Genomic DNA, 15,789 nt, shown 5'->3' with positions numbered 1-15,789 from the left:
CCGGTTGATCAGCGACCCTTTCCGTTCGCAGCGCTGCCGTCCATGGTGCTGTCGCCGTAAGGCGCGGCGCGGAAGGCGGGCAATTGCTCCGCCTGCTCGGAAAATGACTGCAACGCCGGATAGTCGGTCGCATGGATGCGTTCCGGCATCGTCATTTGCGTGAAGTGCCAGGCGACGGCCGTGGTAATGCCGGCTTGGGTGATGGCCTCGCCCGAGGCCAGCGGCTGCCGGCGCAGTTCTTCTTCGAGCGCGCCGCAGGCGGCACGCAGCTGGCCCTGCACCCTGAGCAGCCATGGCTCATGCAGTTTTTCGGCCGGGCGCAGGCTGTGCTCGTACACGATCTGCACGCTCTTTTCGCACACGGCCAGTGCCAGGCCGATGATGCGCAGCGCATGACAGCGCTCGTTCAGGTCCGGCGGCATGAGCGACTTGCGCGGCGCGGCCAGCGCTTCCGCATAATCGAGGATCAGGGTGGAGTCCATCAGCACTGTGCCGTCGTCGCAGATCAGGGTCGGTGCCTTGACCACCGGATTGATCTGCCTGAACTGTTCAAAGGTGCGGAATACCGACAGCGAGCGGTGCTCGAACGCAATGCCGAGCAATTGCAGCGACACCGCGACGCGGCGGACATAAGGGGAATCGAGCATTCCGATCAGTTGCATGCGTTCTCCTGATAATAGGGGGATCAAAAACTCAATCGACGCGCACCGGGTTGGCTGCACCGTCTCCCACGACCGTATTCCAGGGACGTACGCGCCATTGCATCACCAAGCCATGCTTGACGTACGGGTCGGCCGCGGCGAACGCTTCGGCCGCAGCCGGCGAATCGCCCTGGAACAGCAGCATGGCGCCATCCACCGGATCGGCCAGCGCGCCGGCCAGCACCAGTTCGCCGCGCTGCTGCGCCTGCCAGGCCAGCGCCAGATGCTCGGTGCGGAATTGCGGGCGGCGCTCCAGGTAGTCGGGAGCGAGATCATAGAACAGCAGGAAGTGCTTCATGGGTTCCTTTCGTTGTTGGAGCGCAAGGCGATTTTCATCGGTCGCCCGGCCTTTTGTGCCGGCGAGAATCACACTTTTTTCAGCCAGCCCAGTCCTTCCACTGTTCCCTTCGCCGGGCGATATTCGCAGCCGAGCCAGCCGTCGTAGCCGAGTTCGTCGAGCAAGCCGAACAGATAAGGGTAATTGACTTCGCCGGTGTCGGGCTCGTTGCGCTCGGGCACGCCGGCGATCTGGATGTGGCCGATATGCGGCAGGTAGCGCCGCACCTTCATTGCGATATCGCCCTCGACGATCTGCACATGGTAGAAGTCCATCTGCACTTTCAGGTTGGTGGCGCCCACTTCCTCTCGGATCGCATGCGCGTCGGCCTGGGTGTTGAGGAAATAACCAGGCATGTCGCGCGGGTTGATCGGCTCGATCAGCACGGTGATGCCGTGACGGGCCGCTTCGGCGCAGGCGTGGCGCAGGTTATCGATGAAGGTGGCGCGGTGCCGGGCGGCGTCGGCGCCTTGCGGCAGCAGGCCCGCCATCGCATGCAGGCGCGGCGTGCCGAGCGCCTGTGCGTACGTGAGCGCTTTGGCGACGCCAGCGCGGAATTCCTGCTCGCGGCCCGGAAGCGAGGCCAACCCGCGCTCGCCTGCCGCCCAGTCGCCGGGCGGCAGGTTGAACAGCACGTTCTGCAGCCGGTTGGCTTGCAGCTGCGCGGCGATTTCTTCCGGCGCATGGTCGTAGGGAAAGAGGAATTCGACTGCCTCGAAGCCGGCTTGCGCGGCGGCGCGAAAGCGCTGCAGGAACGGCACTTCATTGAACATCATCGTCAGGTTGGCGGCAAACTTCGGCACGGTGTTTCCTTTGCTGGTAAACGTGTTTTGCGCGGCTGAGGTACTCTTGAACATGGTGGAGCGATCCGCCACCGTACATTCAGTGTTGAACACGTTTTATTTTGCCATGCCTGCTATGCCGATTGACAATCCGATTGACAACGATCCGCGCCCGATGCCGCCGGAAATGCCCGGCGATGACGAGTGCTGCCGCAGCGGGTGTGATCCCTGCATCTTCGATTGGTATGCGCAGGAGATGGAGCGGTACCGCGCCGACTTGCAGGCGTGGGAAGCGCGCCATGCCGGCGGCAAGGCGGCCGCCGGCGCCTAGCCTGCCGAGAATCTTCTGGCCGCCCGCGCGGCTGCCGACGGACGTTACAGCTTCGCCGCCAGTTCGGCGCCTTCGCGGATCGCGCGCTTGGCGTCGAGTTCCGCCGCCAGCGCGGCGCCGCCGATCAGGTGGAAGCGCGGACCGGTGCCTTGTTCCTTCGGCATCAGCTCGGTCAGCGATTCCTGCCCCGCGCAGATCACCACGTTGTCGACCTCCAGCAAGCGCGGCTCGCCGTTGACGGTGATGTGCAGCCCGGCATCGTCGATCTTGCGGTATTCCACGCCGCCGATCATTTTGACGCCCTTGCGCTGCAGCGTGGCGCGGTGCACCCAGCCGGATGTCTTGCCCAGGCCCGCGCCCAGCTTGCCGACCTTGCGCTGCAACAGGTAGACCTCGCGCACCGGCTGTTCCGGCGTCGGCTCGACCAGCCCGCCGCCGGTGGTCGCATTCAGATCCACGCCCCATTCGCCCAGCCAGTGATTGAGCGGCACCGGCAGCGGCACGTGCGGGTCGTGCAGCAGGAATTCGCCGATGTCGAAGCCGATGCCGCCGGCGCCGATCACCGCCACGCGTTTTCCCACGGGCGCATTGCGCTGCAAGACGTCGAGATACGACAGCACCATCGGATGGTCGACCCCGGCGATCTTCGGCGTGCGCGGCACGATGCCGGTGGCCACGATCACTTCGTCGAAGCCTTGCTCCAGCAGTTCTTCGCGCGTGACCTTCTTGCCCAGTACCAGTTCGACGCCGGTGATTTCCAGGCGACGCTTGAAATAGCGCAGCGTCTCGGCGAATTCTTCCTTGCCCGGTATGCGCATCGCAAAATTGAACTGCCCGCCGATGCGCTCGCTCGCCTCGAACAGCGTGACGCGATGACCGCGCTCGGCGACGACCGTCGCCGCCGACAGGCCGGCCGGTCCCGCGCCGACCACGGCGATGCGGCGGCGCTGCGCGGCCTTGACGAATACCAGCTCGGTTTCGTGGCCGGCGCGCGGATTGACGAGGCAGGAAGCGCGCTTGTTGGAGAAGGTGTGGTCGAGGCAGGCCTGGTTGCAGGCGATGCAGGTGTTGATCTCGTCGGCGCGGCCGGCGGCGGCCTTGTTGACGAATTCCGGATCGGCCAGGAAGGGGCGCGCCATCGATACCATGTCGGCGTCGCCGGAGGCGATGATGTCTTCCGCCTCGGCCGGCATGTTGATGCGGTTCGATGCCACCACCGGAATGGCGATTTCGCGGCGCAGGCGGCCGGCCAGGCTGCGGAATGCCGCGCGCGGCACCGAGGTGACGATGGTCGGCACGCGTGCTTCATGCCAGCCGATGCCGGTGTTGATGATGTTGACGCCGGCCTGTTCCAGCGCCTTGGCCACCGCCACCACGTCGTCCCAGGTGTTGCCGCCTTCGACCAGGTCCAGCAATGAATGGCGGTACATGATGATGAAGTCGGTGCCGACTTCGGCGCGCACCCGCTTGACGATCTCGACCGGCAGGCGCATGCGGTTCTCGATCGAGCCGCCCCAGCGGTCGGTGCGCTGGTTGGTGCGCGCGCACAGGAACTGGTTGAGCAGGTAGCCTTCGCTGCCCATGATTTCGATGCCGTCGTAGCCGGCCTGTTTCGCCAGCTTCGCGCAGCGCGCATAGTCTTTGATGGTCTGTTCGATGCCGCCCTCGTCGAGCTCTTTCGGCTTGAACTTGGAGATTGGCGACTTGACCGCCGAGGCCGAGACCACGAATGGCTGATAGCCGTAGCGGCCCGCGTGCAGGATTTGCATGACGATCTTGCCGCCTTCCTGGTGCACCGCGTCGGTGACGAGGCGATGATTGAAGGTATCGAAAATATTGCTCACTGTGCCGCCGAGCGGCAAGAGCCAGCCCTGGCGGTTGGGCGAGATGCCGCCGGTGACGATCAGGCCGACGCCGCCCTTGGCGCGCTCGCGGAAGTAGGCGGCCAGCTTCGGGTAGTTGTAGAAACGGTCTTCCAGGCCGGTATGCATCGATCCCATGATGACGCGGTTCTTCAGGGTGGTAAAACCGAGATCGAGCGGCGCAAGCAGGTGCGGATAGGGCGAGGTAGTCATGGGTCTCCGTGTTGTCGGTAATGAGCGGCGCGCGGCGCCAGGGTCGGCTCAGTCTACCGGATGTTGCATTTGCTTCAGTAGTGACAATCCACTAATCATTGCCAATCATGCATGAACGCGGGATGCCCCCGGCGATGGCCTCTATTTGATCGGCCACAGAGATGCGCGTGTTTTCGGTATCGCTATTGCATTGTTTGGCCGGCGCTTGGTCTAACTGGGGCCATGCCGAAATGCGTACCGGTATTCGGCGGCCAACTATCTCAAGAGCAAAGAGATGAAAAATCCCTGGACCAAGAAAAATCCGCTGCTGAGCATGTGGCTCAGCAGCGCCAATGCGGTGGCCGGCAGCGCGCGCGGCCACGCAATCGCCGAGAGCCGGCGGCAGACGGCGAAAGGTGTCAAGCAGGCGACGGCGTTGTGGACTGCGGCGCTGACACCGGCTCCGGCGAAACGGAAGAAGCGCAAGGCGCGCTAACCAGCTTACAGGAGAAATCACGATGAAACGCACAGCATCAGCCGTCTGGACCGGCGGCCTCAAGGACGGCAAGGGCAGCCTCTCCAGCCAGAGCGGCGTGCTCAAGGACACCCCTTACGGCTTTCGCATGCGCTTCGAGGACGAACCGGGGACCAACCCGGAGGAATTGATCGCCGCAGCGCACGCCGGCTGCTTCACCATGGCGCTATCGGCGCAGCTGGGCGAGGCGGGCATGGTGGCGGAGCGCCTGAAGACGGAAGCAGCGGTGACTTTGGAGAAGAAAGACGATGGATTTTCGATTACGGCGATTCATCTGGCTCTGGTTGCGAAAATTCCTGGCGCAGACCGCCAGGCGTTCGACACGGCGGTCGACAAGGCGAAGACGGGCTGTCCGGTATCCAAGCTCCTTAACGCGCAGATCACGCTCGACGCCAAACTGGAAAGCTAAGCCGGCTGGCGACGATCCCCCCAGGCAGGCGGGCGCGGTCCCGCTTCTTCCCGTGTCCGCCCTGAATGCGCGGCGCCTTATTCCGCCGTCTTGACCAGATCGCTGTATTCCGGGTGCTTGCCGATATAGCCGGCAATGAATTCGCACAACGGGATCACCTTCTTGTGCTGGGCCCGGATGTCGCCGAGCGCCTGTTTGGCCAGGGCCGAGCCATAGCCTTTACCGCCGTGCTCGGGGCTCACTTCGGTGTGGACCAGGGCGAGGGCACCGCCCTCCTGCCGGTATTCGGCAAAAGCGACGACTTGGCCTGCATCGACCAGTTCGTAGCGCTGCTTGTCGGGGTTGTTCCTGAGGGTGGCTTGATTCATGATTTTTCTGGAGCGGATTTGACGGGATGGAAACAAGTTGCCGGGCCGCAGCCTTGCAGCCAGGCCCAGCGTCATTGTAGCGATTAATGCCTCACCGAGCCGGCGGCGCTTTCCGTCATCGTCTGCTCACGCACTGCCTCACACGGTCACGCCGCCGCTCGGCCCGGCCGAGGTGCATTCCGCATGCTCGCATGGGCATTGCTCGCTCTGCTCGTCGGGATGCGCATGGGCGCGCTTGCATTCTTCCGAACAATAGCGCTGGCCGGCGGGAACGGAGCAGGTGCAGCTCGGCAGCGCGCATTTGTCGTCAGTCCGGTTCGTGGGCATGGTCGTTCTCCTTGCAGGGGGCGGTCAGCAAACCTTACGCCGGGCAGCGTCACCGGCTCTGACCTACGGCAAGTCCATCACCTGCCAGGTAATGGTTCCCGCGCATTCTTCGGATAACATGGAGCGATAAAACAAACATTCCGAGGAGACGTTGCATGCCACATACCGAAACCACCGCCTACCGTATCTGCCCGCTGTGCGAAGCCTGCTGCGGCCTGGAACTGAAGATCAGCGACAACAAGGTCGTGAGCATTCGCGGCCACGACGCCGACGTGTTCAGTCGCGGCTATATCTGCCCCAAGGGCGCGGCGCTGAAAGACTTGCACGAGGACCCGGACCGCCTGCGCACGCCGCTCATCAAGCGCGACGGCCGCTTCGTCGAAGCCAGCTGGGACGAGGCGTTTGCCGAAATCGCGCGCCGCCTGCCGCCGATCGTGCAGGAGCACGGCAGCGACGCCGCTGCGGTAGTGATCGGCAATCCGGCGGTGCACAAGATCGGCCTGATCAATTATGTGCCGCGCTTGGCCAGGGCGCTCGGTACGCGCAACATCTTTTCGGCATCGACGCTCGACCAGATGCCCAAGCAACTGTCGGCCGGCTTGATGTTCGGCCACTGGCTGTCCATTCCGGTGCCGGATATCGAGCGCTGCGATTACCTGCTCATGCTCGGCGCCAATCCGATGGTGTCCAACGGCAGCCTGTGGACGGTGCCGGATTTCCGCGGCAAGGCCAAGGCGATGCGCGCGCGCGGCGGACGCATCGTGGTGATCGATCCGCGCCGCAGCGAAACGGCGGCAGCGGCCGACGAACACCATTTCATCCGCCCCGGTGCCGATGTGTTCCTGCTGCTCGGGCTGGTGCATGCACTGTTCGATGAACAACTGGTGCGCCCGGGGCGGCTGGCGGAGCATGTCAACGGGCTCGACCCGCTGCGCGACGCGGTGCGGGCGTTCACGCCGGAACACGTGGCGGCGCGCTGCGGCTTTGAGGCGGCCACCATCCGCCGGCTGGCACGCGAGCTGGCCGCCGCGCCGCGGGCGGCGGTGTACGGGCGCATCGGCACTTGCACCCAGCAATACGGCACCCTGTGCAGCTGGCTGGTCGACGTGCTCAATGTATTGACCGGCAATCTCGACCGGGAAGGCGGCGCGATGTTTCCCAAGGCGGCGGCATTCGCGGCCAACACGGCGGGCAAGCCCGGCAGCGGGCGCGGCATCGCCACCGGGCGGCGCAAGAGCCGCGTGTCGGGCGCGCCGGAAGTGCTGGGGGAATTGCCGATGGGATGCCTGGCCGAAGAAATCGAAACGCCCGGCGCGGGGCAGGTGAGGGCGCTCATCTCGATCGCCGGCAATCCGGTGCTGTCGGCGCCCAACGGCGAGCGCCTTTCCGCAGCGCTCGAAGCGCTCGATTTCATGGTCAGCGTCGACATCTATCTGAATGAAACCACGCGCCACGCCGACGTGATCCTGCCCGGCTCGTCGCCGCTGGAGGATGCGCATTACGACACGGCCTTTCCGCAGTTTTCTTACCGCAATCATGCGCGCTACAGCCGGGCGGTGCTCGCACGCGAGCCGGGGCAGCCGCCCGAGTGGCAGATCCTGCTGCGGCTGGCCGCCATCGCGCAGGGCCAGGGTGCACAGGCCGATGTGCTGGCGCTCGACGACGCCCTGTTTGCCGATGACGTGCGGCGCGCCACCGGCGAGCACGCCGAGGCGATCCTGGCGGCGCTGGCGCACCTGAAAGGGCCGGAACGCCAGCTCGACTATGCGCTGCGGCTGGGGCCGTATGGCGACCTGTTCGGGCAGAAGCCGGACGGCCTCAATCTGGCGAAGCTGAAGGCAGCGTCCGGCGGCATCGACCTGGGGCCGTTGAAGCCGCGCATTCCGGAAGCGCTGCGCACGCCATCGGGTAAGATCGAGCTGGCGCCGGCGGCATTGCTGGACGACTTGCAGCGCGCTGCGTCGGACCTGGAGCAGCCGGCACCGGCACTGGTCGTCATCGGGCGCCGCCAGGTGCGCTCCTGCAACAGCTGGATGCACAACCTGACTATCCTTGCCAAGGGACCGTTCCGCTGCACGGCGCTGGTCCACCCGGCCGATGCGCAGCGGGCCGGATTGCAGGAGGGAGGCGCGGCGCGCATTGCCAGCGGCAGCCGCGCGCTGGAAGTGCGGGTGCAGATCAGCGATGAAATGATGCCGGGCGTGGTGAGCCTGCCGCATGGCTGGGGGCACGACAAGGCGGGAACGCGCATGACGGTGGCTGCCGAACGGCCGGGGGCGAACCTGAACGTGTTGCTGGACGAAACTTTGCGCGATCCCCTGTCAGGCAACGCGGTGCTGAGCGGCATTCCGGTGGAGATACAGGCGATCAACTGAAGCTGGAAATTGCCCCGCCGCCGGGAACCAATCGTTGATTGGCGATCAATGGGATATACAACAAAAAGGAATCCCCGATGCCAGAACGAATTTTTGGCGGGACAAAAGTCCTCGCGCTGATCGCCGACCCGGTGGCACAGGCGCGCGCTCCCGGCCTGGCCAACGGCTTGCTGCACCAGCGTGAGCAGTTCGGGCCATTCGTACTGCTGCCGATGCAAGTGTCGTATGCGGCGCTGGCCGATGTCCTGGGCGGCTTGCGCCAGATTCGCGACTTTGCCGGCGCGATCGTGTCGATGCCGCACAAGGTCCACATCGTTCCGCTGCTCGATGAAATCACGCCGCAAGCGCAGCAGGTCGGCGCGGTAAATGTCATACGGAAATCGGAAGGCGGCTGGCTGACCGGCACCGTCCTCGATGGCGAAGGTTTTGTCGGCGGGCTCATGCGCAGCGGGCACCGCATCGAAGGCGCGTCCTGCCTGCTGGTGGGCGCCGGCGGCGCGGCGTCGGCGATCGCCTTCGGGCTCGCCAAATACGGGTGCGCCTCGCTGCGCATCGTCAATCGCACCGCCGCTAAGGCCATCTGTCTCGCTTCGCGTATCCGCCATTTCTTCCCGCAGGTGCAGGTCCAGTCTGGCGAGGCGACCGAAGGCGAGTTCGACCTGGCGATCAACGGCACTCCGCTGGGCATGGATGCGAACGATCCGCTGCCGATCCCGGAAGCGGTCGTGTCCCGCGCTTCGGTCGTGGCCGACTGCGTGATCGCGCCGGAAATGACGCGGCTGCTGGAAACGGCCAAAGGCCACGGCTGCGCGATCCAGACCGGGGCGCCGATGCTGGCCGCGCAGATGGACATGATGCTGGAGTTCATGGGCGTCGAGTGAGACGAGGGCATCGGATGCGCCGTCCAGCGCCGGCGCCGGCCCATTCCCCGATGCTCAGTGTCGCGAGACGACCAGCACGGTGCCGCCCCGGTCAATGCCGCGGATATCTACGTTCCCGTAGGTGACGCCGGTCGAATCCCGTATCGTCACGCTGCGGTTGACGTTCTCGTGCGGTATGCGGATGATGGTCACGCCATTGATGTCGCTGATGATGCCCGGATTGGCCGGATTGAAGATCATGCTGGTGTACCTGATCTGCATCTCCAGCAGCGCCAGCAGGGGCGACAGCGGCGGATTGAGCAGGGTTGCCATGTCGCCGAGCATCGACACGGCATTGCCGCCTGCCGAAAACTTGGACTCGTGGTCGAACAGGCGATCCGACGCCATCTGCGGCATGGTTAAACCCTGCGCCGAGACCTGCGACAGCTCCGGATCGGTCATGCGGCGAAACACGTCTTGCCATGCGTGGGCCGGCGCTGCGGCTGCCGGCGCGTAAATGAACAATGGGGTCAGCAGGCTGCCGGCGATCAGTGCCGCCTGCAGACGGTACGGCGACTTCTTATAGCATTGTTTTAGCCATCCCATAATGTCTCCATCGGTGAAGAATCATGTCTGCGCTCTAACGTCGCTATTGGCTCCCTGAGTTGGCGAATCCGCCGGAGGAAGGTGCGTAGGGACTGCGGCCGCGCCAGATGCGTGGCCATCGATTGGACCGGCGGTCAATGGCAAGAAATCCCGCTAGCGCAGGAATGCATGCGTAGTCTTGCGCTACATCGAATTCCTCCGGGAACTCGCGCAAGGGATCGATGCCGCAAAATGACCGGGATGCAAAACCAGCGCGGACAAACCCGGCAACGGGCGTGTATCGGGCGGGGCTGCGGGAGTACAATTTTCCATCACCGTCGCTCGCGATAACGGCTCCTGCCGGCGGCGGTAGATGCTCCCTGGTGAAGTGCGAGCACGCCATGACAATGACCATTCATCTGAAGCGCGCCTATGACGCTCCCGCCCCCGGCGACGGCATGCGGATTCTCGTGGACCGGCTGTGGCCGAGGGGCGTCGCCAAGGCCGAGGCGCATATCGATCTCTGGCTCAAGGAAGTCGCGCCCAGCACCGCGCTGCGCAAGTGGTTCGGCCACGATCCGGCGAAATGGGACGAATTCCAGGAGCGTTACCGCGACGAACTCGCGCATAACCCCGAGCCCGTCGCACAACTGCTTGGGCTGGCACGCAAGGGCGCCATCACGCTCGTCTATGGCGCGAAGGATATGGAGCACAACGATGCGGTCGTGCTCAAGTCCTATCTCGAGCACGCGAAAAAACGCGCCTAGCGGCCCCTCAAGCTCCACAGCCTGCTAACGATTGATCGCAGGCGCCCGCCATTTTTCCTCTTCATCATCAAGCTCTTGAAGGCAGCCTTCGCTTTTCAAGCGCTGCGGGCATGGAAGGAGGCTCTTGATTGGTGATAAGAGATTCAGCCTCAAGGATGGCGTTGGCTTTGCGCGAGGCGCATAGTCATATGCTGTACGGACCGCAACCCTGTAATTTATATCTCTAATACCTCTATTTAGGAGCAAATTATGGCAGCCAGAATGATGAAAGCGGCAGTATTCGTTGAACCGGGGCGTATTGAACTGACCGATAAACCGATCCCGGACGTCGGACCGAACGACGCCCTGGTGCGTATCACGACCACCACCATTTGCGGCACCGACGTGCATATCCTCAAGGGCGAATACCCGGTCGCCAGAGGGCTGACCATCGGCCATGAGCCGGTCGGCGTCATCGAGAAGCTCGGCAGCGCGGTGACCGGCTACGAGGAAGGCCAGCGCGTCATCGCCGGCGCCATTTGCCCCAATTTCAATTCCTACGCTGCGCAGGATGGCAATCCCTCGCAGGATGGCAGCTATCTGGTGCCGAGCGGACGCTGTGGCTGCCATGGCTACAAAGCCACGGCCGGCTGGCGCTTCGGCAACATGATCGACGGTACCCAGGCCGAGTATGTGCTCGTGCCCGATGCGCAGGCAAATCTCGCCCCTGTCCCGGATGGCTTGACCGACGAACAGGTACTGATGTGTCCGGACATCATGTCGACCGGCTTTAAGGGCGCGGAAAATGCCAACATCAAGATCGGCGACACGGTGGTCGTCTTTGCGCAGGGGCCGATCGGCCTGTGCGCTACCGCCGGCGCACGGATGCTGGGCGCGACCACGGTGATTGCCGTCGATGGCAACGACCACCGGCTGGGCATTTCGAAAAAGATGGGCGCGGATATCACGCTCAACTTCAAAACCTGCGACGTGGTCGACGAAGTCATGCGGCTGACCGGCGGACGTGGGGCTGATTCGGCCATCGAAGCCTTGGGCACCCAGGCCACGTTTGAGTCGGCATTGCGCGTCCTCAAGCCGGGCGGCACCCTCTCCAGCCTCGGTGTCTACTCCACCGACTTGACGATACCGGTATCAGCCTTCGCGGCGGGGCTCGGCGACCACAGGATCAACACGGCGCTTTGCCCCGGAGGGAAAGAGCGCATGCGCAGGTTGCTGGCGGTGGTGGAATCGGGCCGCGTGGATTTGGGCGTGCTGGTCACGCACCACTACAAGCTCGACGATATCGTTGCGGCATACGATCTGTTTTCTCACCAGCGCGACGGCGTACTGAAAGTGGCCATCAAGCCGGCGTGATCAGGCAGAGCCGCGCTCGGCCTCTCGAAAAACGCCCTCACGCCGAGGGCGTTTTTTTATAAGTAAAGCGGGTGGGATCGCACGTCACACGGCCAAACCCACTTCACCGGGCAATCGACATTGCCTTTCTGGTATCGTTTCAGCTAGGCCTTGTTTTGCATTTATTCAACGTTGTAGAGATAGGCAGCATTGTTGCCAAGGCAAAGCCCCGCGTGGCGTGCGGGTTATCAATCGGATTTGCATAACGGCTCGCGGCCGTGCATAGCGGCGCGAGTTGTCCTGTTAAATGTCATGGTTAATCCAATCCAGTCAATTGCCATTGTTGTGGCATTTTTCTTTGCCTACGTCGTCCCAATGGTTGCGTTGTTTGCACTCGGGGGCATCGGCGCTTCTGGAAGTGATAGCGGCTCATATAGCGCTACATGGCTGTCATTTCTCTTGGTGACGTCTTACGTCATTTGCCCGGTTGTCGGCGGATATTTGGCTGCGCGTCTTGCCAAACAGAAGACGTACATTCATGCGCTACTAGTTTCCGTGATTGCCGGTATTACGATTGGTCTGATGCATGAAGAGTTCTCCGCACTGTCTACGCTCATGTGGATTTCTATTTTCAGTGGTGGCGGCATCGTGGGAGCATGGATCTATGAACGACTTTTGGCGAGGAGAAGCGAAAATGTGTTTTAACTCAAAGTTCGACACCGACGCTGCGCGCCGGTTATCTCGGCGTTAGGCTTTTGTAGATGGAACAGTTCCTTTCACCTAGCGAATTCATCGACTTCGAGCACCCGGCTGTTGCAGCGAAAGCGTGTGAATTGGCCAAAGGCGCAGGCAGCGAAAATGAAGTCATCAAACGCTGCTTCGAGTTCGTGCGCAATGAAATGAAGCACAGCGCTGACTTCAAGCTCAATCCTGTCACATCCAAGGCATCTGACGTACTGATACATGGCACCGGCTATTGCTATGCGAAGAGCCATCTTCTGGCGGCCCTGCTTCGCTGCAACTCCATAGCTGCAGGCCTTTGCTATCAGCGCCTATCGGTTGGCGACAGTGGCCCTCCGTATTGCTTACACGGGCTTAACGCGGTTTTCTTGCGCGGGGTCGGCTGGTTTCGCATCGATGCTCGCGGCAATAAACCCGGCATAAACGCTCAGTTTTGCCCGCCCGTCGAAGCTCTGGCGTTTTCCGTTCGGCCGCCAGAGGAACGAGATCTTCCCGAGATTTGGAGCGAACCGCTGCCCTCAGTGATTCTGGCGCTCCGTTCCTATAAAACCTATGACGCAGTGCTCCGGAACCTTCCTGACATAGAACTTCTTCCTTGAGGGCGATCCCATATGCACCACTGCCCCTACTCTCATCAGTAAATGAAAAAGCTTCTTCTCCTCGCAGTCATTGCCATCGGTGTCTGGTGGTACCGATCCGCCGGACACAAGCTCTCAGAAGACGACGTCAACAATTTTTACCGGGACTATCAGGTCGCGACACTGCAGCGCAAGCCTGGGGATCTGTGCGCTTTGCTCGCCGACGACTTCCAGTCTGCGGCAGTCATGGCTGCCGGCCGCGAGGTTCGCGCGGACGCGCAGGACAAGGAACAGACCTGCGCAGCCTGGCGTGATCTCTACGACAGCTGGGACAAGCTGGGCGAGAAGATGGGAGGAATTCTGCAGCTTGATTCACACTACACGATTCATCATATCGCCATCTCGTCCGACCGGAAGAGTGCCACCGTGGATGTCAGCAGTTCGCTGGACGTGGCCGGTTCCCTGATGAACATGCGCTCGCGCAGCACGGACACTTTAGTCCGCAGAAACGGGAAAGTCATGCTGCAACGAAGCGAAGGCCGCGTCTCCATCGATGGCGGGACGTAAAGCGGTAACGCGCGGCTCAATGCCAGTTCCGCTGGTTCCTATTCCTGCGTCGGCGGCAGCTCGATCGGCTTGACTTCGACCGGGGCGACGCCCTGTTCTTCGATATCGAGCTGCCTGGCGACCTTGGGCGAGACATCGACGATGCGGCCATCCACATAAGGGCCGCGATCCCGGATCTCGACATGCGCGCTTTTGCCGTTTTCGAGGTTGGTGACCTTGGCCTTGGTTCCTAATGGCAGTGTCTTGCTTGCGGCAACGTTGGCGTTCGGATTCATCGGCGTGCCGTCCGCCATTTTCTTGCCTGCAAACTTGTGGCTGTAATAGGAAGCCTTGCCCTTGCGCGCCTTGCCCGAGCGGTCCATGGCCGGCTTGGCGGCTTTTTTCGCTTGCTGCTTTTGCGGCGCTTCAGCAGGTGTGCCGCCGGCAGAAGCAGTAGCGCTGATGCAGCAGGCGCCTATCAGCGCCAATGGGAGAAAGTGTCGCATCGACATGTTTGTATTCTTCGACGTTCAGATGCAAGTGGTCCTACCGGGAATTGTTATTCAGCACAAAAAAGACGTACCGCGCCTCCCCGGCATGTCTTTTTGATACGCATGGGCGGGGAAAGTTTCGTTATTAACAGCAGTGTCGCCGCCCGTTCTGATTTTGCGCACTGTTACGCGTGGATGTTGCAAATTCTGACATCGTGCGCACTTTTGCCGCTGCTCCTCACCACATTTACTGGTGGCATGTTAGTTGCTTTTATGGAAATTAAATTTCATAACACCAACAAGGGAGGACACAGTGCTTGGAAACTTCATTCGATTACTTTTCGGGCAGCAAAAGGATAAGCACGGAGGCGAATTTCCCCTGCAGGACAACCCTGTCCCCGCACGCCATGCTCCGCATACGGATGTGGACGGGCTGCCGGAATTGTCTGCGCCCTGCTGGCGGCGGCTCATTTTAGGCGAGACGGAAATCACCACGGAGGACATCTCGCTGCGGTTTCTCCTCAAGAACAATGTGCGCTATGTAAAGCGCGCCAGCGGCTCGGAAGAGGCCATCGCCGAACGCATACGCATTACGCGCAATTTTTTTATCAAGAACCGGCCGATGCTCGCCACTGAAATCGGCACGCTGGGCCGCCTCGAAGGGAAACGGACATGATGAATGAAACGAAGGGGATGTTTTCCCTAGCCGAAGTGGCGGAGCTGGTTGCCAGCGGACGTCCTATCCTGCTTGCCGGAGACGAGGCATTGCTCGACCAGGTGCCGCGTGGAAACTGGATCGGGGGAACGATTCCGTATTTCATGGGGGATCAAGGCGGGCTCCAGAGCAAGGAGATGCTGCACGTATCGGTGATCCATGGCGCCAAGGGTGGCTATGTCGGCTGGTACGACACCGAAACCATCGGCGACATCGCCGCCGACGGGCCGGTCAACGGCCTGACGGTATGCATCCTGCCTGCCGGTAGTGCTGTTCACGAGCACTATGCCAAACACGCGCCCGATTTCGAGGACATGTTCATGAAACCCCTCGTCGGGTGGGTGGCGGGCGTCGACCTGCGCGACCTCGGGCGCGTGACGCCGAAAGTGTATAACGGCGCGACCGGTGAAAAATCGGACGGCCAGGCGGTGGGGCTGCATATCGAGCTTGCGGCCGACAAGCAGGCGAAAGTGGAGCTGCTTAACTTGTTCCAGCCGCTCGACGCGCATACGCTGGTGTTCGATGCGGACGGCTTTTCCGCCGGCGATTGCATGATCGACGGCAAGCAGGCCAATCTCGCACGCTTCATCGCTGAACATGCGATCGATACACGCATGCCGCTGGTGGCGGACTATAACGGCTTTTACGTCAACGTCAGCATCCAGAGCGTGGACGCGGAAAGCGGCAACACGCGCTTTTACGCGCCAGTGTTCGCCGGCGTCGAATATTTCTTCGCCAAGCCGGTTGCCGATTACGTCGCCAGCTTCGATCAGGCCATGAGCGACCGCAACATCGAATCGGTCTTTTCCTGCAACTGCATCCTCAACTATCTGTACGCCGGCCTGGAGGGAAAGAAGACCGGCAGCCTGACCGGGCCGATGACGTTCGGCGAAATCGCGTGGCAGCTGCTGAACCAGACCCTGGTGTGGGTGCGCATCGTCGACCGGTAGGCCCG

20 protein-coding genes are annotated in these 15,789 nt (G+C 62.3%); 12 read left to right on the top strand and 8 right to left on the bottom strand.

The annotated features are described in order from the left end of the window. Window positions 1-8 precede the first annotated feature (8 nt). The 3 genes from TSA66_RS23495 to otnI all read right to left on the bottom strand — a co-directional run bounded on the left by TSA66_RS23495 (window position 9) and on the right by otnI (window position 1,841). Window positions 9-662: a glutathione S-transferase family protein gene (locus TSA66_RS23495; protein ID WP_040041763.1), complete on the bottom strand. Its 654-nt coding sequence runs from the start codon at window positions 660-662 to the stop codon at window positions 9-11. Between the two features lie 31 nt (window positions 663-693). Then, a complete protein-coding gene (locus TSA66_RS23490; protein WP_040042933.1) occupies window positions 694-999 on the bottom strand; it encodes a YciI-like protein in 306 nt (101 codons plus the stop codon). A 68-nt stretch (window positions 1,000-1,067) separates the two neighbouring features. Then, on the bottom strand, window positions 1,068-1,841 hold the full coding sequence (gene otnI / locus TSA66_RS23485; protein WP_040042932.1) for a 2-oxo-tetronate isomerase: 774 nt from the start codon (window positions 1,839-1,841) through the stop codon (window positions 1,068-1,070). Between the two features lie 115 nt (window positions 1,842-1,956). On the opposite strand from otnI, the gene TSA66_RS23480 reads away from it, so the two are divergent. Continuing rightward, a complete protein-coding gene (locus TSA66_RS23480) occupies window positions 1,957-2,151 on the top strand; it encodes an oxidoreductase-like domain-containing protein (protein WP_232429527.1) in 195 nt (64 codons plus the stop codon). 44 nt (window positions 2,152-2,195) lie between these two features. Here the strand turns inward: TSA66_RS23480 and TSA66_RS23475 are convergent, their stop codons facing one another. Next, window positions 2,196-4,226 (bottom strand): NADPH-dependent 2,4-dienoyl-CoA reductase, encoded by a 2,031-nt coding sequence (locus tag TSA66_RS23475; protein ID WP_040041762.1) that lies wholly within the window; start codon window positions 4,224-4,226, stop codon window positions 2,196-2,198. Between the two features lie 274 nt (window positions 4,227-4,500). Between TSA66_RS23475 and TSA66_RS23470 the strand changes: the two genes are divergently transcribed. Then, a complete protein-coding gene (locus TSA66_RS23470; RefSeq protein ID WP_040041761.1) occupies window positions 4,501-4,701 on the top strand; it encodes a hypothetical protein in 201 nt (66 codons plus the stop codon). A gap of 22 nt (window positions 4,702-4,723) precedes the next feature. Beyond that, window positions 4,724-5,149 (top strand): OsmC family protein, encoded by a 426-nt coding sequence (locus TSA66_RS23465; RefSeq protein WP_040041760.1) that lies wholly within the window; start codon window positions 4,724-4,726, stop codon window positions 5,147-5,149. A 77-nt stretch (window positions 5,150-5,226) separates the two neighbouring features. On the opposite strand, the gene TSA66_RS23460 is transcribed toward TSA66_RS23465, so the two are convergent. Beyond that, entirely contained in the window at window positions 5,227-5,517 is a 291-nt protein-coding gene (locus TSA66_RS23460; protein WP_040042930.1) for a GNAT family N-acetyltransferase, read from the bottom strand. Between the two features lie 138 nt (window positions 5,518-5,655). Then, window positions 5,656-5,844, bottom strand: a complete 189-nt coding sequence (locus tag TSA66_RS23455) for a hypothetical protein (RefSeq protein ID WP_040041759.1) — start codon at window positions 5,842-5,844, stop codon at window positions 5,656-5,658. A 155-nt stretch (window positions 5,845-5,999) separates the two neighbouring features. Here TSA66_RS23455 and TSA66_RS23450 point away from each other — a divergent pair, with 155 nt between their 5' ends. Together TSA66_RS23450 and TSA66_RS23445 are read left to right on the top strand one after the other, a co-directional pair. Beyond that, window positions 6,000-8,219, top strand: a complete 2,220-nt coding sequence (locus tag TSA66_RS23450; protein ID WP_040041758.1) for a molybdopterin-dependent oxidoreductase — start codon at window positions 6,000-6,002, stop codon at window positions 8,217-8,219. 77 nt (window positions 8,220-8,296) lie between these two features. Continuing rightward, window positions 8,297-9,100 carry a shikimate dehydrogenase family protein gene (locus TSA66_RS23445; protein WP_040042929.1) on the top strand — a complete coding sequence of 268 codons (804 nt, stop codon included), beginning with the start codon at window positions 8,297-8,299 and terminating at the stop codon, window positions 9,098-9,100. Window positions 9,101-9,154: 54 nt separating this feature from the next. Here the strand turns inward: TSA66_RS23445 and TSA66_RS23440 are convergent, their stop codons facing one another. Then, window positions 9,155-9,685, bottom strand: coding sequence for a hypothetical protein (locus TSA66_RS23440; RefSeq protein WP_040041757.1), 531 nt, complete (start codon window positions 9,683-9,685; stop codon window positions 9,155-9,157). Between the two features lie 380 nt (window positions 9,686-10,065). Here TSA66_RS23440 and TSA66_RS23435 point away from each other — a divergent pair, with 380 nt between their 5' ends. The 5 genes from TSA66_RS23435 to TSA66_RS23415 all read left to right on the top strand — a co-directional run bounded on the left by TSA66_RS23435 (window position 10,066) and on the right by TSA66_RS23415 (window position 13,649). Next, entirely contained in the window at window positions 10,066-10,431 is a 366-nt protein-coding gene (locus TSA66_RS23435; protein ID WP_040041756.1) for a DUF488 domain-containing protein, read from the top strand. 249 nt (window positions 10,432-10,680) lie between these two features. Next, window positions 10,681-11,784, top strand: coding sequence for an NAD(P)-dependent alcohol dehydrogenase (locus TSA66_RS23430; protein WP_052452553.1), 1,104 nt, complete (start codon window positions 10,681-10,683; stop codon window positions 11,782-11,784). 291 nt (window positions 11,785-12,075) lie between these two features. After that, entirely contained in the window at window positions 12,076-12,468 is a 393-nt protein-coding gene (locus TSA66_RS23425) for a hypothetical protein (RefSeq protein ID WP_040041755.1), read from the top strand. A gap of 56 nt (window positions 12,469-12,524) precedes the next feature. After that, a complete protein-coding gene (locus tag TSA66_RS23420) occupies window positions 12,525-13,103 on the top strand; it encodes a transglutaminase-like domain-containing protein (RefSeq protein WP_040041754.1) in 579 nt (192 codons plus the stop codon). Between the two features lie 42 nt (window positions 13,104-13,145). Further along, window positions 13,146-13,649, top strand: a complete 504-nt coding sequence (locus TSA66_RS23415; RefSeq protein WP_040041753.1) for a hypothetical protein — start codon at window positions 13,146-13,148, stop codon at window positions 13,647-13,649. 38 nt (window positions 13,650-13,687) lie between these two features. Here TSA66_RS23415 and TSA66_RS23410 read toward each other — a convergent pair whose 3' ends face one another. Next, entirely contained in the window at window positions 13,688-14,140 is a 453-nt protein-coding gene (locus TSA66_RS23410) for a septal ring lytic transglycosylase RlpA family protein (RefSeq protein WP_232429526.1), read from the bottom strand. 292 nt (window positions 14,141-14,432) lie between these two features. Here TSA66_RS23410 and TSA66_RS23405 point away from each other — a divergent pair, with 292 nt between their 5' ends. Together TSA66_RS23405 and TSA66_RS23400 are read left to right on the top strand one after the other, a co-directional pair. After that, a complete protein-coding gene (locus TSA66_RS23405; RefSeq protein ID WP_040041752.1) occupies window positions 14,433-14,795 on the top strand; it encodes a hypothetical protein in 363 nt (120 codons plus the stop codon). Next, on the top strand, window positions 14,792-15,784 hold the full coding sequence (locus TSA66_RS23400; RefSeq protein WP_052452552.1) for a DUF6976 family protein: 993 nt from the start codon (window positions 14,792-14,794) through the stop codon (window positions 15,782-15,784). Before TSA66_RS23405 ends, TSA66_RS23400 begins: the two co-directional genes overlap by 4 nt. Window positions 15,785-15,789 lie beyond the last annotated feature (5 nt).

This window comes from Noviherbaspirillum autotrophicum (genome assembly GCF_000818395.1).
GTDB classification, from domain to species: domain Bacteria; phylum Pseudomonadota; class Gammaproteobacteria; order Burkholderiales; family Burkholderiaceae_D; genus Noviherbaspirillum; species Noviherbaspirillum autotrophicum.
This window is presented reverse-complemented; position numbering and strand designations above follow the sequence as displayed.